This window comes from Vibrio sp. E150_018 (genome assembly GCF_053544035.1).
The window spans coordinates 134491-160241 of the sequence record NZ_JBHGNY010000006.1; the positions used below are offsets into that span (position 1 = coordinate 134491).

Genomic DNA, 25751 nt, shown 5'->3' on the forward strand with positions numbered 1-25751 from the left:
AGAGAGTGATGACGAGAGTTAGTCGTTATTACTCATTCTTGGAAAGTACAAAGCTCTAAGTGACGTCGCCGTTTGGGAACGGGAGGTTTATGAAATATTCGATAGGCAGTGAGGCTAAACCACAGGAATGCAGCAATCATTAAGCTCGGCAGTAGGCTACTAATCACCACACTATCGAGTTGGTGAAAATGAAATTGCAGCAGCTTTTCTGATAAGTGGCATTCGCTCACTCCATCCGATTTAACCTTATTCTCAATGCTATTATCAGAAAATGAAATTAAATTTGGAGCAATACTACTCGATTGATCCGCCGACACTGAGCAAGCCGCCGACAACACATTCATGTTTTTCATCAGGCATACTAAAACCACCCACAGCACAAGAATCAGCGCCCAGTGAGTTGAATTAGCAGTACGAAGATGATGCAGTGTTTTCAAACCATGCCTTTGTGAATGATGCGATCTAGCTACTAGAAAGACAGATGATGATGCTTTGAGTTTCAATCGGCACTTGTTTGATTGTAACTGGGTGTAAATGAAAGGGCGTGAGAATACAAAATACTTGTTAATCATTTTGTTAGGTAGGATTAATTAATAGCATCAATATCAATTTACCTAGCTTTACTCTGCTTTACAGTCTACTCGTGGTTATTCTTATATAATAATTCGTCTATAACCCTGTATTTACCAATAGCCTGGTAAATAATGATGAAAATATTTCAACAATAAAAGGTTTCTCGAATATGAGCATTTTTCGTTATGCGTTAGCTTTGTCTGCGTTATTTTTTCTTGCTGGTTGCAATGGGCAACAAGAGTCTAATAAACCGCAAAATAATATAGTCAAAGTGGATGTTCTTGAAGTCACTGGTGTAAAGTTTCAACCTTCTGCTGAATTACCAGGCAGAGTGGCAGCTATTCGAGAATCTGAAGTTCGTCCACAAGTGAGTGGGATTATTCAAAAACGCCTATTTACAGAGGGAAAAGAGGTAAAAGCAGGGGATGTGTTATATCAGATCGATCCTTCGATTTATCAAGCGAACGTTAATAATACTCAATCAAATTTAGATAAAGCGAAAGCTGATCAAAATGTGGCTAAGAAAAAACTCGATCGATATACAGAATTAAATAAAAAGAAGCTTATTAGCCAACAAGATTATGATGATGCAGAAGCGAATTACGAGCAAGCAACGGCAGAAGTTAATGTTGCTCAATCTAATCTTGATTATAACAATATTCTTCTTTCTTACACTGAAGTTAAAGCACCAATTTCCGGTCGGATTGGCATTTCTACTGTGTCGGAAGGAGCATTGGTAACGGCTGAGCAAACCTCATATTTAACAACAATTAAGCAATATGATTCAGTATATGTGGATATGACACAATCATCCTTAGAATTACAAAGAATTCGTAAAAATGTCACAGGAACACAAGCACCTAAAAACGATAAACACCCCGAAGTCCGTATTAAGCTAGAAGATGGAAGTCTTTATTCTTTAAGTGGTTACCTTGAATCTTCAGACATTACAGTTGACCAGTCAACTAGTAGTGTGACCATACGCGCAATCGTGCCTAATCCTGATAAAGAATTGCTACCAGGGATATTTGTTCGCGCAACTATCATGGGGCCAATTTTATCGGATGTGATTCTTTTACCTCAAAGTGTGATTATTCGAAGTCAAAAAGGAGACCCTTATGTTTATATTGTTGATGAAAATAATCAAGCAGTAAAAAAGGATTTGGTCTTAGGGCAAGAAGTGGATAATCAATGGGTGATCCTTGAAGGTCTCAAAGCTGGAGATAAAGTGATCCTTAATAATGTAATGAAGCTAAAAAATGGTGTAGAAGTGAGCATTGATAATAGTTATGTAAGTCAGAAACCTGATGTTTTAACTGAAAAAAACACTTCTAACCAATAACTGGAGTTTATTATGTCTTCATTTTTTATCAAAAGACCTATTTTTGCTTGGGTTATTGCCATTGTTATCATCTTGAGTGGTGTCTTTGCCATGACATCTCTTCCTATCTCACAATATCCAAGTGTTGCACCTCCCGCGATTCAAGTGAGCGCCAGTTATACGGGAGCGTCCGCAAAAACCGTTGAAGATAGTGTAACTCAGGTGATTGAGCAAGGTATGACAGGTTTAGATAATCTTCTTTATATGTCATCAACGAGTGATTCTTCAGGTAATGCCGCGATAACACTGACTTTTAGTGCTGATACTGACCCCGATACAGCACAAGTTCAGGTTCAAAATAATCTGCAGCAAGTGGAAAACAGTTTACCGACTCAAGTGCAATCTCAAGGTGTCTCTGTTCGTAAAAATACATCAGGCTTTATCTCCATGACCGCCATGTACTCTCCAGATGGCAGTATGGATACTGGAGATATTCAAGATTATGTCAACTCTTACCTTAAAGATCCTATTAGTCGAATTAATGGTGTCGGCGATGTGCGAGTGTTTGGTCCCTCTTATGCAATGAGAATTTGGCTTGATCCAAGTAAACTAAACAGTTTCAAAATGACACCAAGCGATGTGTATAGTGAAGTGGCTAAGCAAAACTCACAAGTGACACTTGGACAGCTTGGTGGTACACCAACCACAGAAAACCCACAATTTAATGCTACGATAAAAGCTCAAAGTTTATTAACAAGCGTTGATGAATTTAAAAATATCCTCTTAAAAGTGAATACAGATGGCTCTCAGGTGCGCTTGGAAGATGTCGCTAAGGTAGAATTATCCAGTGAGGACTTTAGTGTTATTCCTCGTTTTAATGGTCTAGGAACGTCTGGTATCGGTGTGACTTTAGCCTCAGGGGCGAACGCGATTGATACTCAAGCAAGAATTGATGCCAAGCTGGATGAGCTATCGAAAAGCTTTCCTAATGGGCTCAAAATGGCTAGAGCCATGGATACGATCCCTTTTATTAAGTTATCGATTGAAGAAGTCGTATATACTTTAATTGAGGCGATTGTCTTAGTTTTCTTAGTGATGATGCTGTTTCTACAAAATTTTCGGGCAACCTTAATTCCGACTATTGCGGTTCCAGTCGTTCTTTTAGGGACCTTCGGGGTCATGTCATTAGCCGGGTTTAGTTTAAATACGTTAACCATGTTTGGCCTGGTGCTTGCGATTGGATTGCTAGTGGATGATGCCATTGTGGTGGTGGAAAACGTCGAACGATTAATGCATGAAGAGAATTTATCGCCAAAAGAAGCCACAGAAAAATCCATGAAACAAATTACCAGTGCCTTGATTGGTATCACAATGGTTTTAGCTGTGGTTTTCATTCCTATGGCATTAATGGATGGTTCTACAGGAGCAATATACCGTCAATTTTCGGTGACCATTGTATCGGCTATGGTACTTTCTGTGATTGTGGCTCTGATTTTAACACCTGTATTATGTGCTACGTTATTACGCCCATTGCGAGAGAGCTCTGAGCCAAAGAAAAGAAGTATTGTCACACGCTTTTTCAATTCGTTTAACCGGGGATTCGATATCTTATCAAACCGGTATAACTTATGGGTTGGACGTGTTTTAAAGCGCCCTACGCGTGCCTTAATTATGTATGGGGTATTATTATTAGGGTGTGCTTGGACTTATCATTCATTACCAAGCTCATTTTTACCTGATGAAGACCAAGGTAACTTTACCGTGATGGTGACGTTGCCGAATGGTTCGACTTTGAAGCAGACTGCCGATGTAATGAAAGACATTAATGACTATTACCAAGAATATGAGAAAGATACTGTTCAGAGTGTCTTTAATACTTCAGGCTTTAACTTTACAGGGCAAGGCCAAAATGCGGCAATGAGTCTTGTTGGCTTAAAAGATTGGTCAGAACGAACAGAACCCGGACAAGATGTAGACTCTATTATTGCTCGTACTATGGAGTATTTTAAAGACTATAAAAAGGCCTCGATTTTTGCGTTAAATTCCCCACCGATTCGTGAGCTAGGTAATGCAACAGGGTTTGATTTTTACTTGCAAGATATGTCGGCTATTGGACATGACAAGTTGATTGAAGTACGCAATCAATTATTAGAAAAAGCGAATCAACATCCCGCTTTACAAAAAGTCAGAGCCAATGGTTTGGAAGATAATGCTCAATTTGTATTGGATATTGATTACGAAAAAGCTAAGGCGCTTGGTGTTGATTCGGATGAAATTAATGACAACTTATCTATTGCTTGGGGGTCATCTTATGTTAATGACTTTATTGATCGAGGCCGCTCAAAGAAAGTGTATATTCAAGCGTTGGCGGAATATCGTATGACACCTGATGACTTAAATTCTTGGTATGTCCGCAACAACGAAGGCAATATGGTTCCTGTGAATGCGTTTAGTTCATCTCATTGGGAAGCTGGTTCTCCACAGTTGATTCGCTATAACGGTAACTCAGCAGTTGAAATTGTGGGTGAAGCTGCTCCGGGATACAGTACAGGGGATGCGATGGCAGCGATTGAAGAGATTCAAGCAGAACTCGGTAATGACACTGCGGTGAGCTGGACTGGTATGTCATATCAAGAATTAGAAGCGGGTAATCAAGCACCAATATTGTATGTATTATCTATTTTGATGGTATTTTTATGTTTAGCAGCTTTGTATGAAAGCTGGAGCATCCCAATTACAGTTATTTTAATTGTGCCTCTCGGCGTATTAGGAGCATTACTTGCTACATACTTTAGAGGATTGGAGAACGATGTTTATTTCCAGGTTGGGCTGCTAACAACAATTGGTCTATCCGCAAAGAACGCCATTCTCATCGTAGAGTTTGCTAAAGAGTTAATGGAAAAAGGTGAAACTGCTTTGAATTCAGCAATTCATGCCTGTCGAATGCGTTTACGTCCCATCATTATGACGTCTATGGCCTTTACTTTAGGGGTGCTACCTTTAGTGATAAGTAGTGGTGCAGGGGCGAATGCTCGACATGCGATTGGTACTTCTGTGATGGGGGGGATGATTTCAGCAACAGTTCTAGTGATTTTCTTTGTGCCTTTATTCTTTGTCTTAGTACAAAAATATATCCGAGGAAAATCATAGTTGTTCATTAGAAAGTAATAATCAAAAGCCACTATAATTAGTGGCTTATGTTTTTTTGAAACTTGCTGAAATCTACAAAAACATCATTCAATATTCTGGATCTGAAGTCATAGTTATCAACTAGTCAACTGAATTTATTCAATTTATTTTCAGGATTTATTTTATTGTCACCATTTCTGTCACCACTCACTTCGTGTGAATTACATCGCACTAAATGTGACTTATAGTCCGTGTACTCATAGTCTACATTGGGCGAGGATATACTAAATGAACTACAGGGCTTCAGTTCAAATGGAAAAAATATTAGTACACAGTGTAGCTGAGACAATCAGAAGTATACGAAAACAAAAGCAGCTCAATCAAGAAGAGTTGGCAGATTTATCCAGCCTTGATCGTACATACATTTCAGGGGTTGAGCGTGGAACTAGAAACATAACCCTAGACTCTCTTGAATCTATAATTTTGGCATTATCTGTTACGCATGAAGAGTTTTTTATCGCACTTTCAAAGCAAATAGCAAACATAAAATAGGGATATCGAATGGCAAAGGCAAAGCGACCACCAAAGTTACCTCAATTATTGGATCGAAAAATTTATAAAACAGGGCAAACTCGTGGTGCTGATGACGATGTTATTTATCAGAATAGAGTTGGGAGAAATAGTAGCGTATTAATTCCATTTTCGCTTTGGGATGAAGTAAGTATGCCGCCGGAAAAAGATGATAACTTCGAAAAAGGCTTCATTTGTTTACTAACTCCAGAAGAGTTTTTTACTAGCCCTGATATTAATGAACGCTTGGCAGAGTTAGGCCTGGAGCTTGGCAATAATTGTCTTGTTTTTTACCAGAAGCGAACAGATTGGATTTCTTATCCACCTTTGGCCAATTGGACTCCAGCAAACGCGAGACAAGCCCCTTTATTAGGGCAGTATGTTGCTCGTATAGCGGCGACTACGGCAATTGAAAATGGAGGTAAAATTTCAGAAGGCTTCAATACAACGGGCATGAAAGGCGCTGGAATAAGATTGTTTGAATATGCATCACTAGAGACTATCAATGAATGTAGGATTCAATTAGAGGCTATATTTTGGATGTGCCATGATTCTATGGAGTCTGTAACCATGTTTGGAATGAGTGAAGAAGGCGCTAAATCAAGAAGAACACATTGCTTATCACTGGCACATGAAAAGGGGTTACTTGACTTTGATCAGTTAGAGTCAGTGCGAATGACCAATAGTGAAAAAACGACAATTTGTCCTTTGTGCCTCGAACCTCTATCGGGGATGGGCTTTTTTAGTCGACTGGCACAAGCTCAAGGAAGAGAAGTACACGATCTTACAGTTACTGAAATCAATTTATTTCACATAAAAGAATTAAGATATGGTGAATTTAACCATCGTCCATATAATTTAGGATGGGGCCATCACCACTGTAATGTTGTAGTAAAAGATTCAGGTATTGAAGAGACAATAGACTGGATGCAATCTGTCATTGATAGAAACATCCAGTCTGGTTTTAGAAAGAAGTGATGCTCTAAGCAACAACTTCTTTTTGTTGTTGTTCAAATAAATCCATCGTTTCATTTGTGTCAATTTCACGAGTTTTATGTATATTAAACTCGTGATTATTTAAATCACAATACGTGTTCAATCGACTTGAGATGCTGTCTACCCACTTTTCTTCTATTTCGATAGATAAGGTAAGCCTTTCTGACTCCAGTGAGGCCAACATAGTACTGCCTGAGCCGCCAAAACAATCTAGTACAATGTCACCTGAGTGTGTTGTTGCTTCAATTGCATGCTTCAACATGTCTAGAGGTTTTTCAGCAGGGTGCTTTCCTTTGTATGGTCGAACCGAAGGAAAATTCCAAACATCAGTGAACTCTTTCGTTCCATCCATAATGAACGGACGAATTACGTCTTCATAAGGAGGCATGCTTTTCACTTTTCCAGTACTTAATATTGCAGTTGAAATTTTTTCATATTGTTCTCTGCTAGGTGTATTTCTGCCAGCTTCCCAGTTAGATACAGCACCACCATGATTAACTTTTCCGTATGCTCCTACCATCTCGGTTAATTTGTGCCCAGATAAGCCCGATAACTTACGTTTCTCTCTCAGGAATTGGGCAAATGGTGAACGATGTAAATTACCTTCTAAGGCTGGTTCCGCAAATATAATTCTCTCTGAGTGACCATACCACTGCCTTAAAGATTCTTTCTTCATTTTACCTTTCCACCCATCAAAGCCCGGCTCGTTCGGTTTTGTCCAGACTACATGAGATAAAATATTGAATTCATGAGAAAAGAGAACCTCTAACCTTGCCGACATAGAAGAATCGCAATAACAAAAAAGTGAACCATTGGGTTTTAATACTCTGCGCCACTCTTTAGCGTACTCAGCCATCCAGTTAAGGTAACACTGATCCTTTTCGAATAACGTGTCACCGTAAATATTCTTCTTTTTAGTTGCGTGGTAAGGAGGATCAGTCAAAATGAGAGATACGCTATTTGAAGGGATTTTTTTTAATAAACCCAATGAATCTCCTTCAACAACCAATGCACATGATGAGGAGCTATGTATATCGTCTTTTAACGCTGTTTTAATTGTGTTGAAGTCTACTCTTCTTTGATCTTTATAATGCATTTTTATTCCACGAAATTGAAGGTGACTTATAGTCTACTTGTCCAGTGTGGTTTGTCAACGTGCGGATATAATGTTATTTAGAGCCCACATATCGGTTCAGGTTTTTTAAAGCAACCTATTTCTCAATTTTAATCGTTTATAAAGTATTCTCTAAGTCATGCTCTGTTGTGACTCTTGTAGTTGACGAAGTTTGCTCACTCAATGCGGTATGCGGTTCTTCCTTTTTTAAATACTCAATAGCTAAAGATGCGTGGCGATCTTGCTTCATTAACTCAGCTAATGCGGCTTGTCTTAGATTGTCGCTGGGTTCAATACCATCTTCATACGATCTCACTCGCTCATTTATCTCGGCTTCATTGATGTAGACGTGAGATTCATCTTTATGGCGGCTGAGGGCTACATAAGTTTCTCGCTGCGCCATTCTACCTGAATAGAGTGTAAACGTATTTCCATCAACAGTAGTACCTTGTGAACTAAAAACTGTTAATGCGTAAGCGTGGCATAAATTGACACCAATCTCGTCACTGTATTCTGAAGCCCTAAATGACACGATACGTTTATCATCAAGCTCAATTGAGAGCTTTGTATCATTATCACCTAACTGATTGATTTTTCTAATGGTGCCTAAAGTTCCATTTGAAACTTGAAAGCGTCGAGACTCATTGCGGCAAAACTTAACTCTGTCTCCCACAGAGTAATGGTACTGAAACTGTTTGTCAGCAACGCTGCAAGTCAGTTTGATGTCTTCCGTTCCTACTTTGCCTTCACGAATATAGATCTCGCGAATTGCTTTACTTAGCTTTTTAACGTCTTTCCATTCACGAGCCATCACTAAGGATTGTTTTTCAGGATGAGCCTTTTGATAAAGCTCCCAATCTCTTATTAGCTCCTGAATAGCTTCTTCGTTAGTATCGGCCCAATGTAAGCAATTATGTTTTTTAAGCACTTCTAGGGCTTCTTGTGAGCGTTTATCTCGCAGATTTACAACTACTTGCTTTGCCCATTCTTGGCGCTGGCGACGTATTGTTTCAATCCTTTGAGTTCCAAGAACTTCCGAGCGAGATAAAAAGCGTAGTGCACCACCTCGGTTGATTGCATCTAGCTGCTTGTCTTCACCTGTGAGGATGACTTTGCAGTTTGATACCTTTGCTTCGTAAAGTAGTAATTGCAAGTCAGTACTGGGTAGTAACCCTGCTTCATCCACGACTAGCACATCAACCTTATTAAGAGGATTCCTATTATTGTTAATCGCTGTAACCAAAGAGGCTACGGTATAAGATTGAATCCCTGTTTCTTGAGTTAGGTTATCGGCTGCTTTCTTCGCAATGCAGGCTCCTTTTATAGTCAACTCTTGCTTTTCATAAGCAAGTTTTGCCGCAAGCATTAGTGTTGTTTTTCCTGCGCCAGCACTGCCCTGAGTGATTGATAAGTCACCCGAACACAATGTGTACTGAATAGCTTCTTTTTGCTCTTCGTCAAAAGAAAATCCCAATTGTTTTTGAGCAGTTGTAACAGCGTCATTTACTAGCTCAATGCTAACGTTTTTTGTATGACGCCTCGCTAAAGTTTGTGCGTCATGAACCATTAGCCGTTCACATGAAAGTACATCTTCAGTTGTGAATTGACGGGAAAATGCGTTTTTCGATTGCAAAGGTATTAGCTCTTCGCTTTCTATCATTAATAGTGATAATTCTTCAGCTTGAGTGGCATTGATGCCGCGGTGTGAAGCTTGTACTGCAACAGCCTTGAAAAGTTCTTGCTCGGTAAAAACTGATTTCTTGTCAATAAGTTCCGATAAGGTTAGGTCTTGTTCTAATTCAACAGAGGTCATTGTTTTTTCAGAGTGAGTTAAGGTTTCAACGTAAGATTCTGACAGCCCATATCTTTCGAGTTCACTTTTCCAGCGTTGTAATAGCTGGCCTCGTTCAACATTTGTTTTCGCTTTTCTAGTTAGAGTTTTAAAGCGAGCGCCTTGTTTACTGGAACTGCTTTTTATACCAGCTTTTTTTAGTCCACTCTCAATCTCTTTGGCTCGGCTGGAGTAGGCATCACATGCTTGTTTTGATACCCCTTTTATATGAAAAGAATCGCCATCAGGTTCTACACCAAAGCCTAGCATTTGCATTTGAAATGCAAGTTCAGCCCGATATATAGCACCAGCAGCCATTTTCCAATGATAAAGGCTATCAGAAGCAACTGCTCCCCATGTATCGTCGAGTCGAGGAGCTGCATTCAGAACTAACAGGTGTGTATGTAACTGTGGATCTTCATTTCTATTTGTACAATGATTGAAGCAAGCAAAGACAAGACCAGATGTGGGCTCATAGAGCGAAGATTTTTTCCCTCTGCGTGTTAATGCAACATGGCGCTCCATAAAGATAATGGTTTTTTGTACCGCTGTTTCTTTGGCTTTCTCAATTTTATTTTTTAATTGAGGTGAAGAGCAGGCTCATACAATACTTACACTTTTTGGTGCGCTAAGGGTGCAATCCCATGCTGCTCGACGATTTTCTTTACCAGCATTTTGAACCAGCGCATCACCTGAAGGTGAAAAGCCAGTCATCAGCATTTGGTAATCATTGTCATTGATAATTTGATGCTCTAGTCCAAAAAGCTTACTACCAAGCCCAGACCAAGTACCTTTGGGCTCCCCATGCCCAGAGTAATAATCTTCTTTCGCCAAGTCAGCGTAATAAGCGATGTTGTTTACTGGGCTAATTGACATCATGGTTTGCATCCCTTTTATTTAGTCGATTGGTTTGATTCTTATTTATTGCTTGTTTTCTTGGTTTTGAGTCTGCTAACCATTTTGCTGGTATTTTCTTTTTGGCATTCCGAACACTTTTGAATAAAGGCCATCTCAGTTTGTAAACCGACTCCCAGCCAGGTATTTGTATATAGCCTTCGACACCTTTTCGTGTGGGCTGGGCTAGCTGAACAAGATCTGATTTCTTAACTAGCGGCTTATCAACCCTTGTTCCGATTCGTTTACGATGTTCATAGTTAGGGATCTCTGCTTCGTACTGCCCAAAAATATTCGCAGCGTCTTCTGCATCGCTCCCCGCCGTCCCCATTCGAAAAGCGATGACGTTGGACAATAAGTTGAGAATGGTGTTTGCTTCGTCTTTCCCATAGATATCGTGGAGTTGAGAGATAGACTGAGTGCAAAGTACTGAGCGTGCGCCATTAGCTCGTGCAAGTTCTAGCCATTTAGAAATGCTCGGGTTGCGTGGAAGGTTGGCAAACTCATCAATGAATAACCAAGTTCTTTTTTTAGATGGATTACTGCTACTCAAATAGTGCTTGGTCATGAATGAAATAATTGCATTACATAGAGGCTCACCGAGGTTTTGAAACTGGCTATCTGCTTGAATTATTACGATGCGCTTTGCACTATCTTTCTTGACCCACCGACTAAGGCTGAATTCTTTTTTGAATTGTGGAGGCCAAGCTTTTGCTAGATCTTCAATCCAGCTTAACTTACTCATAATGTGAACATAAAAGCTCTGAGTCGTTTTTGAGTTGGGCTCAAGTAGACTATTGGCTAAAGGGTAATGTTCAACAAATATGAAACGTGCTTTTTCTGGGCTGAACGTGAGTTGTTTGTATAGGTCACTCCATCCCCATGTATTCTCTTGTTCGTTGATTAATCTCATCAACATGCTGACTAGAATAATTCGAGCTCCTTGATCCCATAAAGGGTCTGCACTAGTGGAGTTTGGGATTAGACATTGTGCAAATAATTCTGCATCTTGTTTGCTTTTGATGTCAGCAGAAATATTCCACTTCGCACTTCTTGTATCCCAAGGAGCGATTAAGACGCTCGATTCTTTGTGATAAAAGCTCTCTGTATACTCACCTTTCTCATCGTAGATAACAGCATTATCACCGCGTTCAATTGCTTGTTTCACTAGGGGTTTGAATACGGTCGACTTGCCTGCCCCTGTCGTTCCTAGTATGAGAAAGTTATTTTGTTCTCTTGCTTGAGTTATTTTGATTTTTGGATGAATATTGACACCGCATGACGTCATACGACTGCTTCTCAAGTCATGCCTATGCTTCGATTGAGCATGTTTGATGGCTTGCTTTCCCAAGTAAAACTTGGGGCCACTCACGTGAGTTAATTGCTTAGACGGCACTCTGCTTTTATAGCAAAGTGCTATAAACAAGACTGACAACGTAAATGACAATAAAAAAGGAATACCGATAAACTTAAAGATGAATCCAGAATATTTACTATGGGCTAATAGCTCCCACAATGTAATCAAGTCTATTGGTGGCGTTGGACTTCTTAAAGTAGAAATGAACTCAAGTAATACAGTAAGTAAAACCATGATATTGAGAGCTGATGACATGCCCCAATAGATGTTCATCATGATAAAAGTGACTGGGATAGAGAGCATTATGCTAGCCAACGAGAAGATGATTACTTTATAAGTGCTAAAAACTGAATTCATTACTTAGCCTCTGGCTTTAGGTTCGACAGATATTGTTTTTTAGCTTGTAGACGCTGATGTTCATCAAGTCCTGCAATTGAGGCAACCATCTCAAAGATTCGCTTTTCTAATCGCCTTTCGAGTAAATCTATTTTTTTATTTGTATCTTGTTGAGTGAGTCGGTCATCGACTACTGAGCGAATAAAAGCGGAGTTATTCATGTTTTTTTCTTCCGCTGCTTGAGTTACTCGGTTATATTGGTGTCTTGTAACACGCAAGGTTATTGTCTTTTCAGTGTTTGATTTTGGTTTTGAGCGAGTCATATTTCTTTCTCTGGATGTGTTCAATGTAAACACTCTGAATGTATTAGGTTTTTTTGCAGAAAATCTAACGTGTGTATTCAGAGGAGAATGCACGCTAACCCCTTATCTTGATTGGTTTTAGCGTGTCTTTAAGCTTAATTAAATGCTGAGTTAGCAGCTTCAGGTCTGAATCCTTTATAGGTCAGGGTAAAGTGGCTTCTTGATTGCTTTTATCAACGCCTGTCTGCATTGCTTGGGGGTTGGGTCTTCTATTCCACTTTGCATTAAGTACTGCAAAGCTTCATTTTCAACATTCTCCCAATCCCTTTTTATTTTTCTCTGAGATTGTAATTTTTTTCTTTCTTCTTGCATCGGACTCGTATAACTGAGCGGCATTAATAAAACTCTACAGTTATCCAATTCTTTTTGTGTTGGTCTTGTTTTCTTTTTTGAAAACAAGTTTTTGAGTGCTTTTATCGATATGTTCATAAAATTTCCTTATTGGTTGTTTAACCAGTTCTGAATGTCGCTTGTTCGCCATCCAACAATTCTTGGGCCTAAAGCAATTGGAGCGGGAATAACGCCAGACTTCCTATAGCGCCACAATGTGGAAAGGCTTATACCTAAGGCTTCGGAAAGCTCATTTGCTCTGATGAAAAGGCGTGTTTTGTTTTGAGTATTAATGTCCAATATTCATAGTCCTCTTAATTTGTGTAGGATCTTAGCCTTCTCCAGTTGAGATGGAGTAACTAGTCCGCCCTCATTTATCTATACCGACGGTGTCCTCAAAAAGTGGGATATGGTTAAGAATTATTTATCCCGCTTGTTAGTGAAGATTTGGGCTGTTTAACCTCTCCTCACTTACCTATACCGATGGGGTCTCCAAAAAATGGGACAGGGTTGAAAATTTCTTTAGCTGATGATTTATCGTGAACTTTGAAGTGTTGTTCACCTATTCATTTGTGATGACGTTGGTAAATTTGGAGGACAAAGTCTGGCGCAATGGTTAGCTAAGTGTTATTTGTATCATCAATGTAGATTTGAATTTATGTGGTGTAACTATGACTGCTGTCTCTTATTCAGCAACAGATAAAGAACTATTTGAGCTTAGCGTAGGTGGGAATTCTGAAGCGTTTAGCATATTGGGGAAACGCTATGACCCAAAGCTGAAAGCTATTTTTAATAGGAGCTTCAAATCAATTGAAAATAGGTTGTCTTATTCAGTTGATGCTTTGTTTGAAGACTTTAAGTCGATGGTCCTAGCTGACTTACTTATTAAGCCAATAGCAAACCTGAGTTTTGATGAGAATGGTTCGATTGGCGGTTTGATTGATACAATCGCAAGAGATAGGGCGCATAGTATGTATACACGTACTGAAAACAATCGCTCAAAAGACAGCACTGCCACTAGAAAGAAAAAAGCTCTAAGTGAGAAGCAATCGAATGTTGAACATTGTGCTCAATCTGAGCAATCCACAGTGACTGAAAGAAAAAGCTTGAAAGATAGCTTTGATTTCGGTTTTTCGGAGTTCGACGAGAACGAAATTGATGGCTTGAGCACTGAAGACCCAGAGATAGAGTTTCTTGCAGAGGATCTTAGAACAAAGATATTTGATGCTTTTACAATGAAACAAAAGAAAATTATGGAGCTTCGTTCTCAAGGTTATACTCAAAAAGAAATGGCTCAAACTACGGGTTTAACACATGACCAAGTAAGGACTCAGCTCAAGAAGATAGACTCAATATTGGCTGAAGTTAAAAGAGGCAACCCTTATAAGCTGTGCTGGTCTAAATCGAAATAGGAAAGTTACGGCAGAAACTAGGTATCCTGCCGTATCTTAGAGTTCATATTCGACCTTTAACTAGAGAATAGAGCTATAAGCGTTTATTTGAAGAATTGGTACCACTTTCTCTGCAATCGTTTTTAAAGCACCTCTTCGTTCTTCTAAGTAATCATATCGATCATAGATGCCTTCAACCCCTTTAATCTTGTGGTTCAGACACCTTTCAGCTACATGGCTAGGAACACCATTTTCAGCTAGAAGACTACGGCATGTTCTCCGCAAGTCGTGTACTACGAAATGATCAATCCCACACTCTCCAAGAATGTTTGGTAGTGGCTGCTTCTTCGAGTCGACTTTTTTACCAAACAGCTTGGCGAGTGCGTGATTTAGTGTGTCATCGCTAATGTATTTCCTCCTTCTGCTCGCTCGACGCGAAGGAAAAAGATACTCCGAACCATTGGCCCTTACATGTAATTCTTTGAACAAATTTAACGTTTTCTCAGGAATCGGTATAATGATTTTTACGCCAGTTTTCGTTCTTTCAGCGGGAAGTACCCAATTCATGTTATGAAAATCAAACTCACTCCACTGTGCCGCGATTAATTCTCCTTTACGTACGCCAAAGATGATGAGCATGGCGATGGCAAGGTAGTTCTCACGGGTCATGATATCTGAATACTCACGAAAGACTTGAAAAATGGTTTCAATTTCCTTGAGTGATAAAACTCTATCTCTGGCTTTTTCTGTTCCACCTGCATCCTTTTCCGTAAATGGAGCTGCTGGATTGTTTTGTAATAGATCCAGTTTTAGAGCGTGGTTAAATAGCTGTTTACAGTAGTTCAAGGCATCATTTGAAATTGAAGGACGACCACTTTGATTAATTAGGCGGATGATTTGGATAATATCCCGAGAACTTACTTTATCAACAGCTAATTCCCCTATGTACGGGGAGATGTCTTTGCGGTATACACGAGCAGGAATTTGAGGGTTTTTTAAGTGACGTTCGCACTCGGTGAGCCAGTCTTTTGCAACATCGTCGACTGTTTGAAACTGAGGGAGTTGCGGCCTCTTTTTTTCTGCAAGAGGATCTGTTCCATTCTTTATCGATGCTCGAATCTGTAGAGCTTGTAGTTTTGCGTCACTAAGGGGGATACCTTCAGGTGCTCTACCATACCTGCCAATTGTCAGCTCTCTCCGTTTACCGTTAATCGAATAACGGAGCACCCAAAAGGCATTACCTTGATCGGTTACTCGAAAGTAGAGACCAGTATCTACCTTAAACTTCCCAACTTTACCTTCTTTTAACTTGGCTTTTAATTGTGCGTCATTCATAGGTTATACAAAATTGGTGACAGATAACAAGCAACGTATCATTTCTATGAATATCTGTCACCAATTATGTCACCATCTTAAAGAGATCATGTCACCACTTATGAAATCTAATGAAATTGTGAATCATACTAACTTTCTTTGTTTTCATGGTTTTAACTATCTATTGAAGGTGTATGAAATACTATTCAATGTTCTGGATCTGCTCTCTCATCTGCTCAATCAAGACTTTCAGCTCAACACCCGAAGCCGTCACATCAGTGCTAATCGACTTAGAAGCTAACGTATTCGCTTCACGGTTGAATTCTTGCATCATGAAATCCAGTTTACGGCCACAAGCGCCGCCTTTTTTCATAATGTTGTTGGCTTCTTTGACGTGAGAGTCTAGGCGATCGAGCTCTTCGGCGACATCTGATTTTTGCGCCAGTAAGATAAGCTCTTGTTCTACGCGAGAGCTGTCTAGTTCGATCTTGGCTTCTTCAAATTTATTCAATAGGCGATCACGTTGCCATTGTAGGATCTCTGGCATGCGCGCACGTACTTTGGCGGCTTCTGCGGTGATCGCTTCAAGGCGTTGGTCGATCAGTGCTTTCATGTTGGCACCTTCACGGCCACGCGCTTCGATGAAATCGGTCATCGCGTCTTCAAATGCTTCAAGTAACTCTTTTTGAATCGCATCCATATCTTGCTCTGGTGCTTCCATTACGCCCGGCCAGTTCATTACTTGGAATGGGTTAATGCGAGAGTCTTCACCAGTTAGAGACATGACTTGGTTTGCCGCTTGAATCACTTGCTTAGCAAGATCTTCATTGATGTTGAGAGCACTTTGCGCTTTGGTATTGGCTTCAAAACGTAGGTGGCATTCTACTTTACCGCGGGCTAAACGCCTACGGAAACGCTCGCGTAGGATTGGCTCTAAACCACGAAATTGTTCTGGTAGGCGGAAGTAAGTTTCTAAGTAACGTTGGTTGACACTGCGGATTTCCCACACTGCGTTGCCCCAATCAGATTTGATTTCTTTACGGGCATAGGCGGTCATGCTGTAGATCATTGGAGATTACCTAATCTAAATTGTGTGATAATTTTTCTGTGGTGAATATTATCACAGTCTAGGACAAGGTGGTTTGTTTAATCCAAGCGGTTCTATTAATCGTCGTTAAGATCGCTTTTTGACGACAAGATCGTTATAATCTCGCCCCAATTCTATCGCTAATCAGGTATTTCTTTATGTCTTCAACTTTACGCCCAAATGATCGCGCAGCTGATCAAGTTCGTCCGATTAAAATGACTCGTAACTATACGGCTTATGCTGAAGGTTCAGTATTGGTTGAGTTTGGTAACACCAAAGTATTATGTAATGCCAGTGTTGAAGAAAAAGTACCAGGTTGGTTAAAAGGTCGTGGCAAAGGTTGGGTAACCGCGGAATATGGCATGTTGCCACGTGCAACCCATACTCGTAACCGTCGTGAAGCCGCAAGCGGTAAACAAGGTGGCCGTACTATGGAAATCCAACGTTTAATCGCGCGTAGCTTACGTGCGGTTGTGGATTTGGATGTATTAGGCGAAATGATGATCACGGTTGATTGTGACGTGATTCAAGCCGATGGTGGTACACGTACTGCTTCTATCTCGGGGGCAAGTGTTGCTCTGGCTGATGCAATCCAATCACTCGTTGCTTCAGGTAAATTGAAGAAGAACCCAATGAAGTGTCATGTTGCCGCGGTTTCAGTGGGTATTTTAGGTGAACACGCTTTATGTGATTTAGAGTATGTGGAAGATTCTGCTGCCGATACCGATATGAACGTGGTAATGACCGAAGAAGGTAAGATGATTGAAGTTCAGGGCACGGCAGAGGGCGAAGCGTTCTCCCGCCAAGAATTGAATCAATTATTAGATTTAGCCGAGAAAGGCATTAACGATATTATCGCAGTCCAGAAAGCCACTCTGGCAGAATAAATAATAATACGTGACTCGGAAAAAAACGTAACTCGTTTCTTGGAAAAGCTCATCGTTTAATGGATATCTTCTTTTTCGAGTAACGAGAAGCAAAGCGCTCTAGCTACGATGTTCCGAAATCAAAAAACTATATCACCAACACGATAGTCGAGATATTTTATGAAAGCATATCAACGTGAATTTATTGAGTTTGCCCTTGAGAAACAAGTTCTTAAATTTGGCGAATTCACATTAAAGTCTGGCCGTACGAGTCCGTATTTCTTTAATGCAGGTTTGTTTAATACTGGACGTGATCTTGCGCGCCTAGGTCGTTTTTATGCCGCAGCTTTAGCGGATTCTGGTATTGAGTTTGATGTGCTATTTGGCCCTGCTTACAAAGGCATTCCAATTGCGACAACAACAGCGGTTGCGCTTGCTGATCATCATGATATTGATACGCCATATTGCTTTAACCGTAAAGAAGCCAAAGATCATGGTGAAGGCGGCAACCTAGTGGGCAATCCATTAGAAGGTCGTATTATGTTGGTGGACGATGTGATCACAGCCGGTACCGCAATTCGTGAATCAATGGAAATCATTAAAGCGAATGGTGCCGATCTTGCTGGTGTATTGGTTGCGATTGATCGTCAAGAAAAAGGCAAAGGTGAGTTATCGGCGATTCAAGAAGTCGAGCGTGATTTTGGCTGCGCGGTGATTTCGATCATCAGCCTAGGTGATCTAGTGACCTATCTTGAAGAGCAAGGGAATAACGAAGCGCAACTAGAATCGGTAAAAGCTTATCGCGCGCAATACGGTATTTAATTTTTCTTGATACTCTATATTGAAGTGAACCCAGAGTTATACCAATCGCACTAATTATGTTGATTGGTAAAATTGCTCTGGGTTTATTTTTATTTACAATGTGTAACTTTATTTTTACACCACAATAAAAGCCCGTTTTGAGTCAATATTGTCGAATGTTTAATCGATATTTTGAACTCTCACCTCGATTTACTTCTGATAAGTGGTAATGTGTCAGCTTATTCTTCCAATAAATAAAAGAAAAAGCAGATGAGCAGTTCAAAGATTCTAGGCAGTACTTTGATTATTGCTGGCACTACGATTGGTGCTGGTATGTTGGCATTACCTATTGCTTCCGCAGGGTTAGGCTTCAGCACTTCTTTAACCATCATGATTAGTATGTGGGCGTTAATGGCCTATACCGCTTTGTTAATGTTGGAGCTACATCAACACGCAGATTATGACGCTACATTACATACCTTAGCTAAGCAGTTTCTTGGTGAAAAAGGGAAATGGATCGCGACGTTTGCTATGCTTTTCTTATTTTATGCACTATGTGCAGCCTACATCGCCGGTGGTGGTGGTCAGTTTAATGCAAAACTGCATAACTGGTTTTCTATTGATGTGTCGAATGGTATCGGCACGCTTATTTTCACTATTATCATTGCCGCAATTGTGACGTTTGGTACTCAGTCGGTAGATCGAGTCAACCGCGTGCTATTCACCTGTAAATTGATTGCAATGGCGGTCATGCTGTTTTTCTTAACGCCCAATATTCAAGCGGTACATCTTCTTAATATGCCATTGGAAAAAGGTTTGATTGTGGCGGCATTGCCCGTGATTTTTACCTCTTTTGGTTTCCACGGCAGTATTCCAGCAGTAGTGCGTTATTTAAACCTTGATATGAAAGCTTTGAAGAAGGTCATGATTTTCGGCTCTTTACTGCCGCTAGTGGTCTACATCTTATGGCAACTGGCCACGCTCGGTGTGGTTGATCAAGCGACATTATCTCAAGCAGGAGATGTGACAGCCTTAGTCGGTACGTTATCAAAAGTAATTCATAGCTCGGCTATTTCACAAGTGGTCTCAGTATTTGCTGATTTAGCATTAATCACCTCTTTTTTAGGTGTGAGCTTAGGATTATTTGAATTCTTAGGTGACAGCTTAAATAAAAATAAAAGCAAAGGCGGACGTGTTGGTATCGCGCTAGTGACCTTTATTCCACCACTATGCTTTGCGTTATTTTACCCGCAAGGTTTTATCATGGCTCTTGGTTATGCCGCAATTGCATTGGCGATATTGGCTATCTTACTCCCTGTCGCAATGGTGATGCGTTCTCGTACACTCAATCAAGATAAACAAGCCTTCACCGTCTCTGGCGGTACGCCAGCTCTCATGCTAACGCTAGCAGCAGGTGTGGTGATTATTGTGGTACAAATGATGATTAGTCTTGGAGTATTGCCGGCGATAGGGTAAGACCTCTTTCGATACTCGTGTTTAGGGCGCTGCGCTTCTCGAAGCTAGGAAAAACAAAAGCTTGGCTTCGGTTGCTTACCACGACACGTTACTAATCTTTTCGCTGTTATCTTTTTCGAGCTACAAGCAGCGAAGCGCCCGAGCAACGTTCTTAAATTACAAATACTAAAAAAGCCACTGAACTTACCATTCAGTGGCTTTTAATTTTTCTTACTCTACTAAACGCGGATATTAAATCTTAACGCGTTCCGTAGACTACGATAGTTTTACCGTGAGCAGAAATCAGGTTTTGCTCTTCTAGCATCTTCAAGATGCGACCAACGGTTTCACGTGAACAGCCAACAATCTGACCGATCTCTTGACGAGTGATCTTGATTTGCATACCGTCTGGGTGCGTCATTGCATCTGGTTGTTTTGCTAGATTAAGTAGCGTTTGAGCGATACGACCAGTTACGTCTAGGAATGCTAAGTCACCCACTTTTTGGCTAGTGATTTGTAGACGTTTTGCCATTTGGGCAGAAAGGCGCATCAGAATGTCTGGGTTAACTTGGATTAATTGACGGAATTTTTTAAATGAGATTTCCGCAACTTCACAAGGAGATTTTGCACGAACCCAAGCGGTACGTTCTTGGTCTTCTTCAAAAAGACCTAATTCACCAATGAAGTCACCTTGGTTCAAGTAAGACAAGATCATCTCTTTGCCTTCTTCATCCTTGATTAATACTGCCACAGACCCTTTAACAATGTAATACAGTGTTTCTGCTTTCTCACCAGCGTGAATCAAAGTACTTTTTGATGGGTACTTATGGATATGACAGTGAGATAGAAACCACTCTAATGTTGGATCTGTTTGAGGTTTACCTAGAACCATAATTTGTTACTTCCTCTACAAGGCTTGCTCAGTTTTGAGTCATTCATCCTGAGACCGGCTAAACTGGTCAAATAGAATAGGTGTTAAATGTTATTGCTGCAAGTTGTGTTGCATTAGTGTTTTTATAGTACCTCTTTCTAGATCGGATTTCTTGACTTTGAGCGGCTAACTATGGGGTTTTTCATCATTAAATTGTGTTCAAGGTCACAGACTAGTCACTAAGTGTGTTCTGAGTAACACTTTAGGCGATTTTACCTGTTTCGATTAGTTGATGAAGCAGTGGTTGAATGATTAATTCCATTGCAAAACTCATCTTGCCACCAGGTACTACGAGGGTGTTGTGACGCGACATGAAAGAGCCTTCAATCATTGATAGTAGATATGGAAAGTCGACGTTTTTAATTCCACGCAAGCGGATCACTACAAAACTCTCATCCAAACTCGGTATGCCTTTGGCATTAAGTGGATTAGAAGTATCGACGGTAGGGACGCGCTGAAAGTTGATGTGAGTACGGGAGAATTGCGGCGTGATATAATTTAAGTAGTCATCCATTGAGCGAACAATAGAGTCCATCACGGCTTCTCGTGAATGGCCGCGGTCACGAGTATCTCGGACGAATTTTTGGATCCATTCAAGGTTTACAATCGGTACCATGCCAATCAAAAAGTCCACATGCTTAGAGACATTGATATCGCCATCGACTACACCACCATGTAATCCTTCATAAAACAATACATCAGTATTTTCTGGTAGGTCTTGCCATGGAGTAAAGGTGCCGGGCATTTGGTTATAAGGGACGGCTTCATCAAAACTATGCAAGTAACGACGAATTTTGCCGCTGCCATTTTTTCCATATTGATTAAAGAATTCAGACAAAGCGGGGAAGTCATTGGCTTCCGGGCCAAAGTAACTGATGTGTTTACCTTGTTCTTTGGCTTTGCGGATTGCAACGTCCATTTCGGGGCGAGTGTAGCGATGGAAGCTATCGCCTTCTACCCAAGACGCTTTAATGTTCATCATATTAAACATTTTTCGGAAGGTTTCTGAAGTGGTGGTGGTACCCGCACCTGAAGAACCCGTTACCGCAATAATGGGATGTTTTGCCGACATGATAATCCTTTCTTTCGACTTATATTTTGAATGACAGTGTAGAGGAATGACTGGCAAGAATAAATAGGGGGATGTACTGAGCTTAATTCAATTCATTGATCGGTTTTATATCAACGCTTTCATGCAGCTCTGAAAAAACAATCACTACACTGCTAGATTTTAGTTGTCCTTTGACTTGTTTTATCTTGGTTTTAAGCGAGGTTTCTTGCATACCGTAATCGGTGCCTTCACGTAAGATAAATTCTTTTATGAGATTATCTAAAGTGTCGGGATCGATGTCTTGCCATGGAATAATCATTGATGTGGCCTTTATTTTTCAGTGTTATAAAAAACTTGAGATAACCGTTGAGCCCCAATTTTTTCACAATAGATATGGGTCATTGGTTGACCTGTTCTTGGGGTTAAATCAAGCAGGTTAATACAATGCACCAAATCCGCTTGTTGCTGACGCTCTAATTGTAATTCAAATTGTAGTGATTCACGGTAAAGCGTATCCGGTAAATGAGGTTTCACTTTTCGTCGGTAATCACGAAATTGTTGTAATAAGTTTTCGGTTCGCTCAATAGCGCCATCTAATTGTAGCCATTGTTCTTCCGTTAAGCTTAATTGGTGCTCATCCAGCCATTTTAATAACAAGATTAGGTTGACCTTCCCTTTATACCTATTTTGTAAGATTAGACAGGCTTCTTTAATTGCCCGCACACCATAATGCTGCAAACTAAATTGCCATAAGCGTTCGAAGGTTAAAGGTAGAGGTCTATATTGGCTCATTGTTGATAATATCCAAGTAACTTCAAGGTGCGAATTTCAGCAAGCATAAAACAAGCTTTAGGCAAGGCTGATTGAATATGATCATAATCTATCTCTATTTAATTTAACGCCGCGTAAGGCTTGTTTTAACTTGCCCTTTGGGAGCTTTATTCAAACCTCTTCTTTTTATAAGAGATAGGCCGCGTCAGATTGGTTTGAAAGGTGTTTACATTCTTTCGCCAATCTTCCTTGTCTAAAGGTTTGGATGATAGCTCTGAATTCTGCACCTTGAAGTCACTTGGGTATAAGGCATTCCAGTTCTTCTTGTAGTGCCATCCATTCCATTTCAACCTCTTCTAATTGAGATTTACTATTGGCTTGTAGCGTTAATACTTGGGTAAGTTTAGCTTTGTTTTCATCTTGGTAGAGTGACACATCGCCAAGTTGTTGTTCAGCATCGGCTAATTGCTCGCCTAGTTTGTCCATTTTCGCTTCGAGTTGTGTCAGTTTTTTGCGAATTGGTGCAGTTTGTTTACGTAATTCAGCGTCTAGACGTTTTTGTTCTTTACGTGCTGCGGCGCTATTTTGACTAGGCTCTGAGTTTGTTTCTGGCAGTGCATCTTTTTTATCTTGTTTTTGTTGTTCAGTTAACCATTTGTAGTAATCCGCTAAGTCGCCGTCAAAAGGCGCCACTTGTTTGGCATCGACAAGGTATAAATCGTCGGTGGTAGCGCGCAGTAAGTAACGGTCGTGGCTGACAATCACCATTGCCCCTTCAAAGGTTTGCAGTGCCATGGTTAAGGCTTGACGCATATCTAGGTCAAGGTGGTTAGTTGGTTCATCGAGCAATAGTAAGTTCGGCTTTTGCCATACAACTAAGGCTAGAACGAGGCGAGCTTTTTCGCCACCAGAGAATGGCGCGACTTTATCGAGAGCTTTATCTCCGACAAAACCAAAGCTACCTAGGTAGTCGCGTAATTGTTGCTCGGTATGATTTGGCGCAATTTGCATCATGTGTTGCAACGGTGTCTCTTCAGGATGCAGAGTTTCTAATTGATGCTGAGCGAAGTAGCCGATTTTCACCCCTTGCGAATAGGTTAAATCTCCGCTTTGTGGCTTGAGTTCGCCAGACAGCAATTTAATTAAGGTTGATTTACCCGCACCATTACGACCGAGTAAACCAATGCGACTGCCGGGAACTAGGTTTAAGCGAATGTGTTCTAATATTAAGTTATCGCCATAGCCAGCAGAGACTTGGTCCATCATCATAATAGGGTTGGGGAGTGCAGCTGGCTCTCTAAACTCAAAGCTAAATGGGTTATCAAACTGCGCCGGTAAGACTTTTTCCATTTTCTCTAAGGCTTTAATTCGGCTTTGTGCCTGACGAGCTTTAGAGGCTTTATAGCGGAAGCGGTCAATATAGCTTTGCATGTGCGACATTTGCTTTTGCTGTTTGGCATACATGGCTTGTTGCTGCATTAACTTTTGTGCACGTTGGGTTTCAAATGATGAGTAGTTGCCGGTGTATTCGTTGAGCAATTGGTTTTCGACATGAATGATGCGCCCCACGATAGGGTCGAGGAAATCACGGTCGTGCGAAATTAAAATTAATGTACCAGGGTAGTTCTGTAGCCATTTTTCAAGCCAAAGTACTGCATCGAGATCTAAGTGGTTGGTTGGCTCATCGAGTAGTAATAAATCAGAGCGACACAATAGAGCTTGGGCGAGGTTTAAACGCATACGCCAACCACCAGAGAACTGGGTGAGGTTCCATTGCATTTGCTCTTGGCTAAAGCCTAAACCGTTTAATAGTTCTGCGGCGCGAGATTTAATAGTGTAGCCACCAACAGTTTCTAACTTGCCGTGTAATTCCGCGACTAGGGTGCCATTATCGGCTTGTTCTGCCGCGGTAAGATCTTGCTCTAATTGACGATATTCACGGTCGCCATCAATCACATACTCTAAAGCGGCGCGTTCTAGTGCTGGTGTTTCTTGAGCAACCCAAGCGAGTTCCCAGTGGGCTGGCATTTGGAAATTACCGGCATCAATTGATAATTCATTTTTCAGTAAGGCGAATAGCGTGGATTTACCACAACCATTTTTTCCGACTAGGCCAACTTTATCACCCGGGTGAATCGTCGCTGAAGCTTGTTCTAAAAGTGGTTTACCACCACGCAGCAATTGAATATCTGAAAATGTAATCATAGGAGTCTTATTTGAGGCATGAAAAATGAGAAAGAATGAAAAATGCAGCGGCTTGAATATTAGGCGCTTCAAGGATATACCCAAGTAACTTCAAGGTGCAAGTTTCAGCAAGAATAAAACAAGCTTTAGGCAAGGCAAATTGAACATGATCATAGTGATTCTATCTCTGTTCAATTTAACGCCGTTTAAAACTTGTTTTAACTTGTCCTTCGGGAGTTTCATCCAAATCTTTATTCTGCGTCAGATTGGTTTGAAAGGTGCTTACATTCCTTCGCCAATTTTCTTTGCCTAAAGGTTTGGATGATAGCTCTGAATTCTGCACCTTGAAGTTACTTGGGTATAAATATCGATTATTATACGATTTGCGATATGATGATTAACAATCTTTGTTACAAAGATCTTAGGTTGTGGAAAGTGACAAAAGCGTGCACTTTTTAGTGTTCATATTAAGGAATGTCAGGGAGCAAGGATGTCAGACATAAGCCAACATACTACTACATCTATTAAAAATGACGATCAGATTCTACAACCTCGCGTATTGGTCATTTATGCGCATCCCGATCCCGATAACTCGGTTGCCAATCAAATGTTATTAAAAGCAGCGCAAAATTTACCTCATGTGACGGTGCACGATTTGTATGCCCATTATCCTGATTTTTTTATTGATGTTGCTGCTGAGCACAAATTATTGCTCGAACATGATGTGATTGTCTTTCAGTTCCCCTTGTTTATGTATTCCTGTCCAGCTTTGATGAAAGAGTGGATGGATACGGTACTCGGAAAAGGTTTTGCATTCGGCAAAGGTCGCGCACTTAAAGATAAATACTGGCGGAGTGTGGTGACGACGGGGGGGTCTAAAGACGCTTTCTCAGCTCATGGTTATAATCAATATCCTTTGGAACAAATTTTGCAGCCTTTTGAGTTGACTGCCAAATTATGTCAGATGCATTGGATTGAGCCCTTAGTGTTATATTGGGCAAGGAATGTAGAACAAGCGGTACGTATTGAACATGCACAGGCTTATCGCTCTTGGTTGTTGCATCCACTTGAAAGTAGTCAGTAGTAC

General features: G+C 40.6%; 23 protein-coding genes and 1 pseudogene. 9 read left to right on the top strand and 15 right to left on the bottom strand.

Annotated elements, in window-relative coordinates:
* Positions 1–32 precede the first annotated feature (32 nt).
* Entirely contained in the window at positions 33–437 is a 405-nt protein-coding gene (locus ACE3G9_RS08495) for a hypothetical protein (RefSeq protein WP_449218913.1), read from the bottom strand.
* A 305-nt stretch (positions 438–742) separates the two neighbouring features.
* Here ACE3G9_RS08495 and ACE3G9_RS08500 point away from each other — a divergent pair, with 305 nt between their 5' ends.
* The 4 genes from ACE3G9_RS08500 (at position 743) to ACE3G9_RS08515 (ending at position 6571) form a co-directional block, all read left to right on the top strand.
* A complete protein-coding gene (locus ACE3G9_RS08500; RefSeq protein WP_449218914.1) occupies positions 743–1915 on the top strand; it encodes an efflux RND transporter periplasmic adaptor subunit in 1173 nt (390 codons plus the stop codon).
* A 12-nt stretch (positions 1916–1927) separates the two neighbouring features.
* The gene (locus ACE3G9_RS08505) at positions 1928–5044 is read left to right on the top strand and encodes an efflux RND transporter permease subunit (RefSeq protein WP_449218915.1); all 3117 of its coding nucleotides are present in this window, start codon (positions 1928–1930) and stop codon (positions 5042–5044) included.
* A 267-nt stretch (positions 5045–5311) separates the two neighbouring features.
* Positions 5312–5575 (top strand): helix-turn-helix domain-containing protein, encoded by a 264-nt coding sequence (locus tag ACE3G9_RS08510; protein ID WP_016796587.1) that lies wholly within the window; start codon positions 5312–5314, stop codon positions 5573–5575.
* Between the two features lie 9 nt (positions 5576–5584).
* Positions 5585–6571, top strand: coding sequence for a BstXI family restriction endonuclease (locus ACE3G9_RS08515; RefSeq protein WP_016796588.1), 987 nt, complete (start codon positions 5585–5587; stop codon positions 6569–6571).
* A 4-nt stretch (positions 6572–6575) separates the two neighbouring features.
* On the opposite strand, the gene ACE3G9_RS08520 is transcribed toward ACE3G9_RS08515, so the two are convergent.
* The 7 genes and pseudogenes from ACE3G9_RS08520 to ACE3G9_RS08550 form a co-directional block, all read right to left on the bottom strand.
* Complete coding sequence (locus ACE3G9_RS08520; protein WP_016796589.1) at positions 6576–7685, bottom strand: site-specific DNA-methyltransferase; 1110 nt, start codon at positions 7683–7685, stop codon at positions 6576–6578.
* A gap of 136 nt (positions 7686–7821) precedes the next feature.
* Positions 7822–9516 (bottom strand): AAA family ATPase, encoded by a 1695-nt coding sequence (locus tag ACE3G9_RS08525; RefSeq protein ID WP_449218923.1) that lies wholly within the window; start codon positions 9514–9516, stop codon positions 7822–7824.
* Positions 9517–9576: 60 nt separating this feature from the next.
* A pseudogene (gene mobF, locus ACE3G9_RS08530) lies at positions 9577–10422 on the bottom strand (MobF family relaxase); the annotation flags it as partial.
* Positions 10400–12142 (bottom strand): type IV secretion system DNA-binding domain-containing protein, encoded by a 1743-nt coding sequence (locus tag ACE3G9_RS08535; protein ID WP_016796591.1) that lies wholly within the window; start codon positions 12140–12142, stop codon positions 10400–10402. The pseudogene mobF and the gene ACE3G9_RS08535, both read right to left, overlap by 23 nt.
* Positions 12142–12444 carry a hypothetical protein gene (locus tag ACE3G9_RS08540; RefSeq protein ID WP_016796592.1) on the bottom strand — a complete coding sequence of 101 codons (303 nt, stop codon included), beginning with the start codon at positions 12442–12444 and terminating at the stop codon, positions 12142–12144. The genes ACE3G9_RS08535 and ACE3G9_RS08540 overlap by 1 nt, the downstream gene beginning before the upstream one ends.
* A 174-nt stretch (positions 12445–12618) precedes the next feature.
* A complete protein-coding gene (locus ACE3G9_RS08545) occupies positions 12619–12912 on the bottom strand; it encodes a hypothetical protein (protein WP_016796593.1) in 294 nt (97 codons plus the stop codon).
* Between the two features lie 9 nt (positions 12913–12921).
* A complete protein-coding gene (locus ACE3G9_RS08550) occupies positions 12922–13113 on the bottom strand; it encodes a helix-turn-helix transcriptional regulator (protein ID WP_216601023.1) in 192 nt (63 codons plus the stop codon).
* Between the two features lie 371 nt (positions 13114–13484).
* On the opposite strand from ACE3G9_RS08550, the gene ACE3G9_RS08555 reads away from it, so the two are divergent.
* Positions 13485–14225 carry an RNA polymerase sigma factor gene (locus ACE3G9_RS08555; RefSeq protein ID WP_016796594.1) on the top strand — a complete coding sequence of 247 codons (741 nt, stop codon included), beginning with the start codon at positions 13485–13487 and terminating at the stop codon, positions 14223–14225.
* A 60-nt stretch (positions 14226–14285) separates the two neighbouring features.
* Here ACE3G9_RS08555 and ACE3G9_RS08560 read toward each other — a convergent pair whose 3' ends face one another.
* Both ACE3G9_RS08560 and ACE3G9_RS08565 read right to left on the bottom strand, forming a co-directional pair.
* On the bottom strand, positions 14286–15539 hold the full coding sequence (locus tag ACE3G9_RS08560) for a tyrosine-type recombinase/integrase (protein WP_016796595.1): 1254 nt from the start codon (positions 15537–15539) through the stop codon (positions 14286–14288).
* A gap of 181 nt (positions 15540–15720) precedes the next feature.
* Positions 15721–16587 (bottom strand): YicC/YloC family endoribonuclease, encoded by an 867-nt coding sequence (locus tag ACE3G9_RS08565; protein WP_449218916.1) that lies wholly within the window; start codon positions 16585–16587, stop codon positions 15721–15723.
* 176 nt (positions 16588–16763) lie between these two features.
* Here ACE3G9_RS08565 and rph point away from each other — a divergent pair, with 176 nt between their 5' ends.
* The 3 genes from rph to ACE3G9_RS08580 all read left to right on the top strand — a co-directional run bounded on the left by rph (position 16764) and on the right by ACE3G9_RS08580 (position 19748).
* Positions 16764–17492: a ribonuclease PH gene (gene rph, locus ACE3G9_RS08570; protein WP_027696474.1), complete on the top strand. Its 729-nt coding sequence runs from the start codon at positions 16764–16766 to the stop codon at positions 17490–17492.
* A 159-nt stretch (positions 17493–17651) separates the two neighbouring features.
* Positions 17652–18293: an orotate phosphoribosyltransferase gene (gene pyrE, locus ACE3G9_RS08575; protein WP_086960370.1), complete on the top strand. Its 642-nt coding sequence runs from the start codon at positions 17652–17654 to the stop codon at positions 18291–18293.
* A 249-nt stretch (positions 18294–18542) separates the two neighbouring features.
* Positions 18543–19748, top strand: coding sequence for an aromatic amino acid transport family protein (locus ACE3G9_RS08580; RefSeq protein ID WP_417880297.1), 1206 nt, complete (start codon positions 18543–18545; stop codon positions 19746–19748).
* 238 nt (positions 19749–19986) lie between these two features.
* On the opposite strand, the gene crp is transcribed toward ACE3G9_RS08580, so the two are convergent.
* From crp to ACE3G9_RS08605, 5 genes are all read right to left on the bottom strand, one after another.
* Entirely contained in the window at positions 19987–20619 is a 633-nt protein-coding gene (gene crp / locus ACE3G9_RS08585) for a cAMP-activated global transcriptional regulator CRP (protein ID WP_017025416.1), read from the bottom strand.
* Between the two features lie 241 nt (positions 20620–20860).
* Positions 20861–21730: a phosphoribulokinase gene (locus ACE3G9_RS08590; RefSeq protein WP_417880296.1), complete on the bottom strand. Its 870-nt coding sequence runs from the start codon at positions 21728–21730 to the stop codon at positions 20861–20863.
* Positions 21731–21812: 82 nt separating this feature from the next.
* A complete protein-coding gene (locus tag ACE3G9_RS08595; RefSeq protein WP_417880295.1) occupies positions 21813–22028 on the bottom strand; it encodes a YheU family protein in 216 nt (71 codons plus the stop codon).
* Positions 22029–22039: 11 nt separating this feature from the next.
* Complete coding sequence (locus ACE3G9_RS08600) at positions 22040–22501, bottom strand: TIGR02444 family protein (protein WP_417880294.1); 462 nt, start codon at positions 22499–22501, stop codon at positions 22040–22042.
* A gap of 273 nt (positions 22502–22774) precedes the next feature.
* Entirely contained in the window at positions 22775–24685 is a 1911-nt protein-coding gene (locus ACE3G9_RS08605) for an ABC transporter ATP-binding protein (RefSeq protein WP_417880293.1), read from the bottom strand.
* A gap of 469 nt (positions 24686–25154) precedes the next feature.
* On the opposite strand from ACE3G9_RS08605, the gene kefG reads away from it, so the two are divergent.
* On the top strand, positions 25155–25748 hold the full coding sequence (gene kefG / locus ACE3G9_RS08610; protein ID WP_417880292.1) for a glutathione-regulated potassium-efflux system ancillary protein KefG: 594 nt from the start codon (positions 25155–25157) through the stop codon (positions 25746–25748).
* Positions 25749–25751 lie beyond the last annotated feature (3 nt).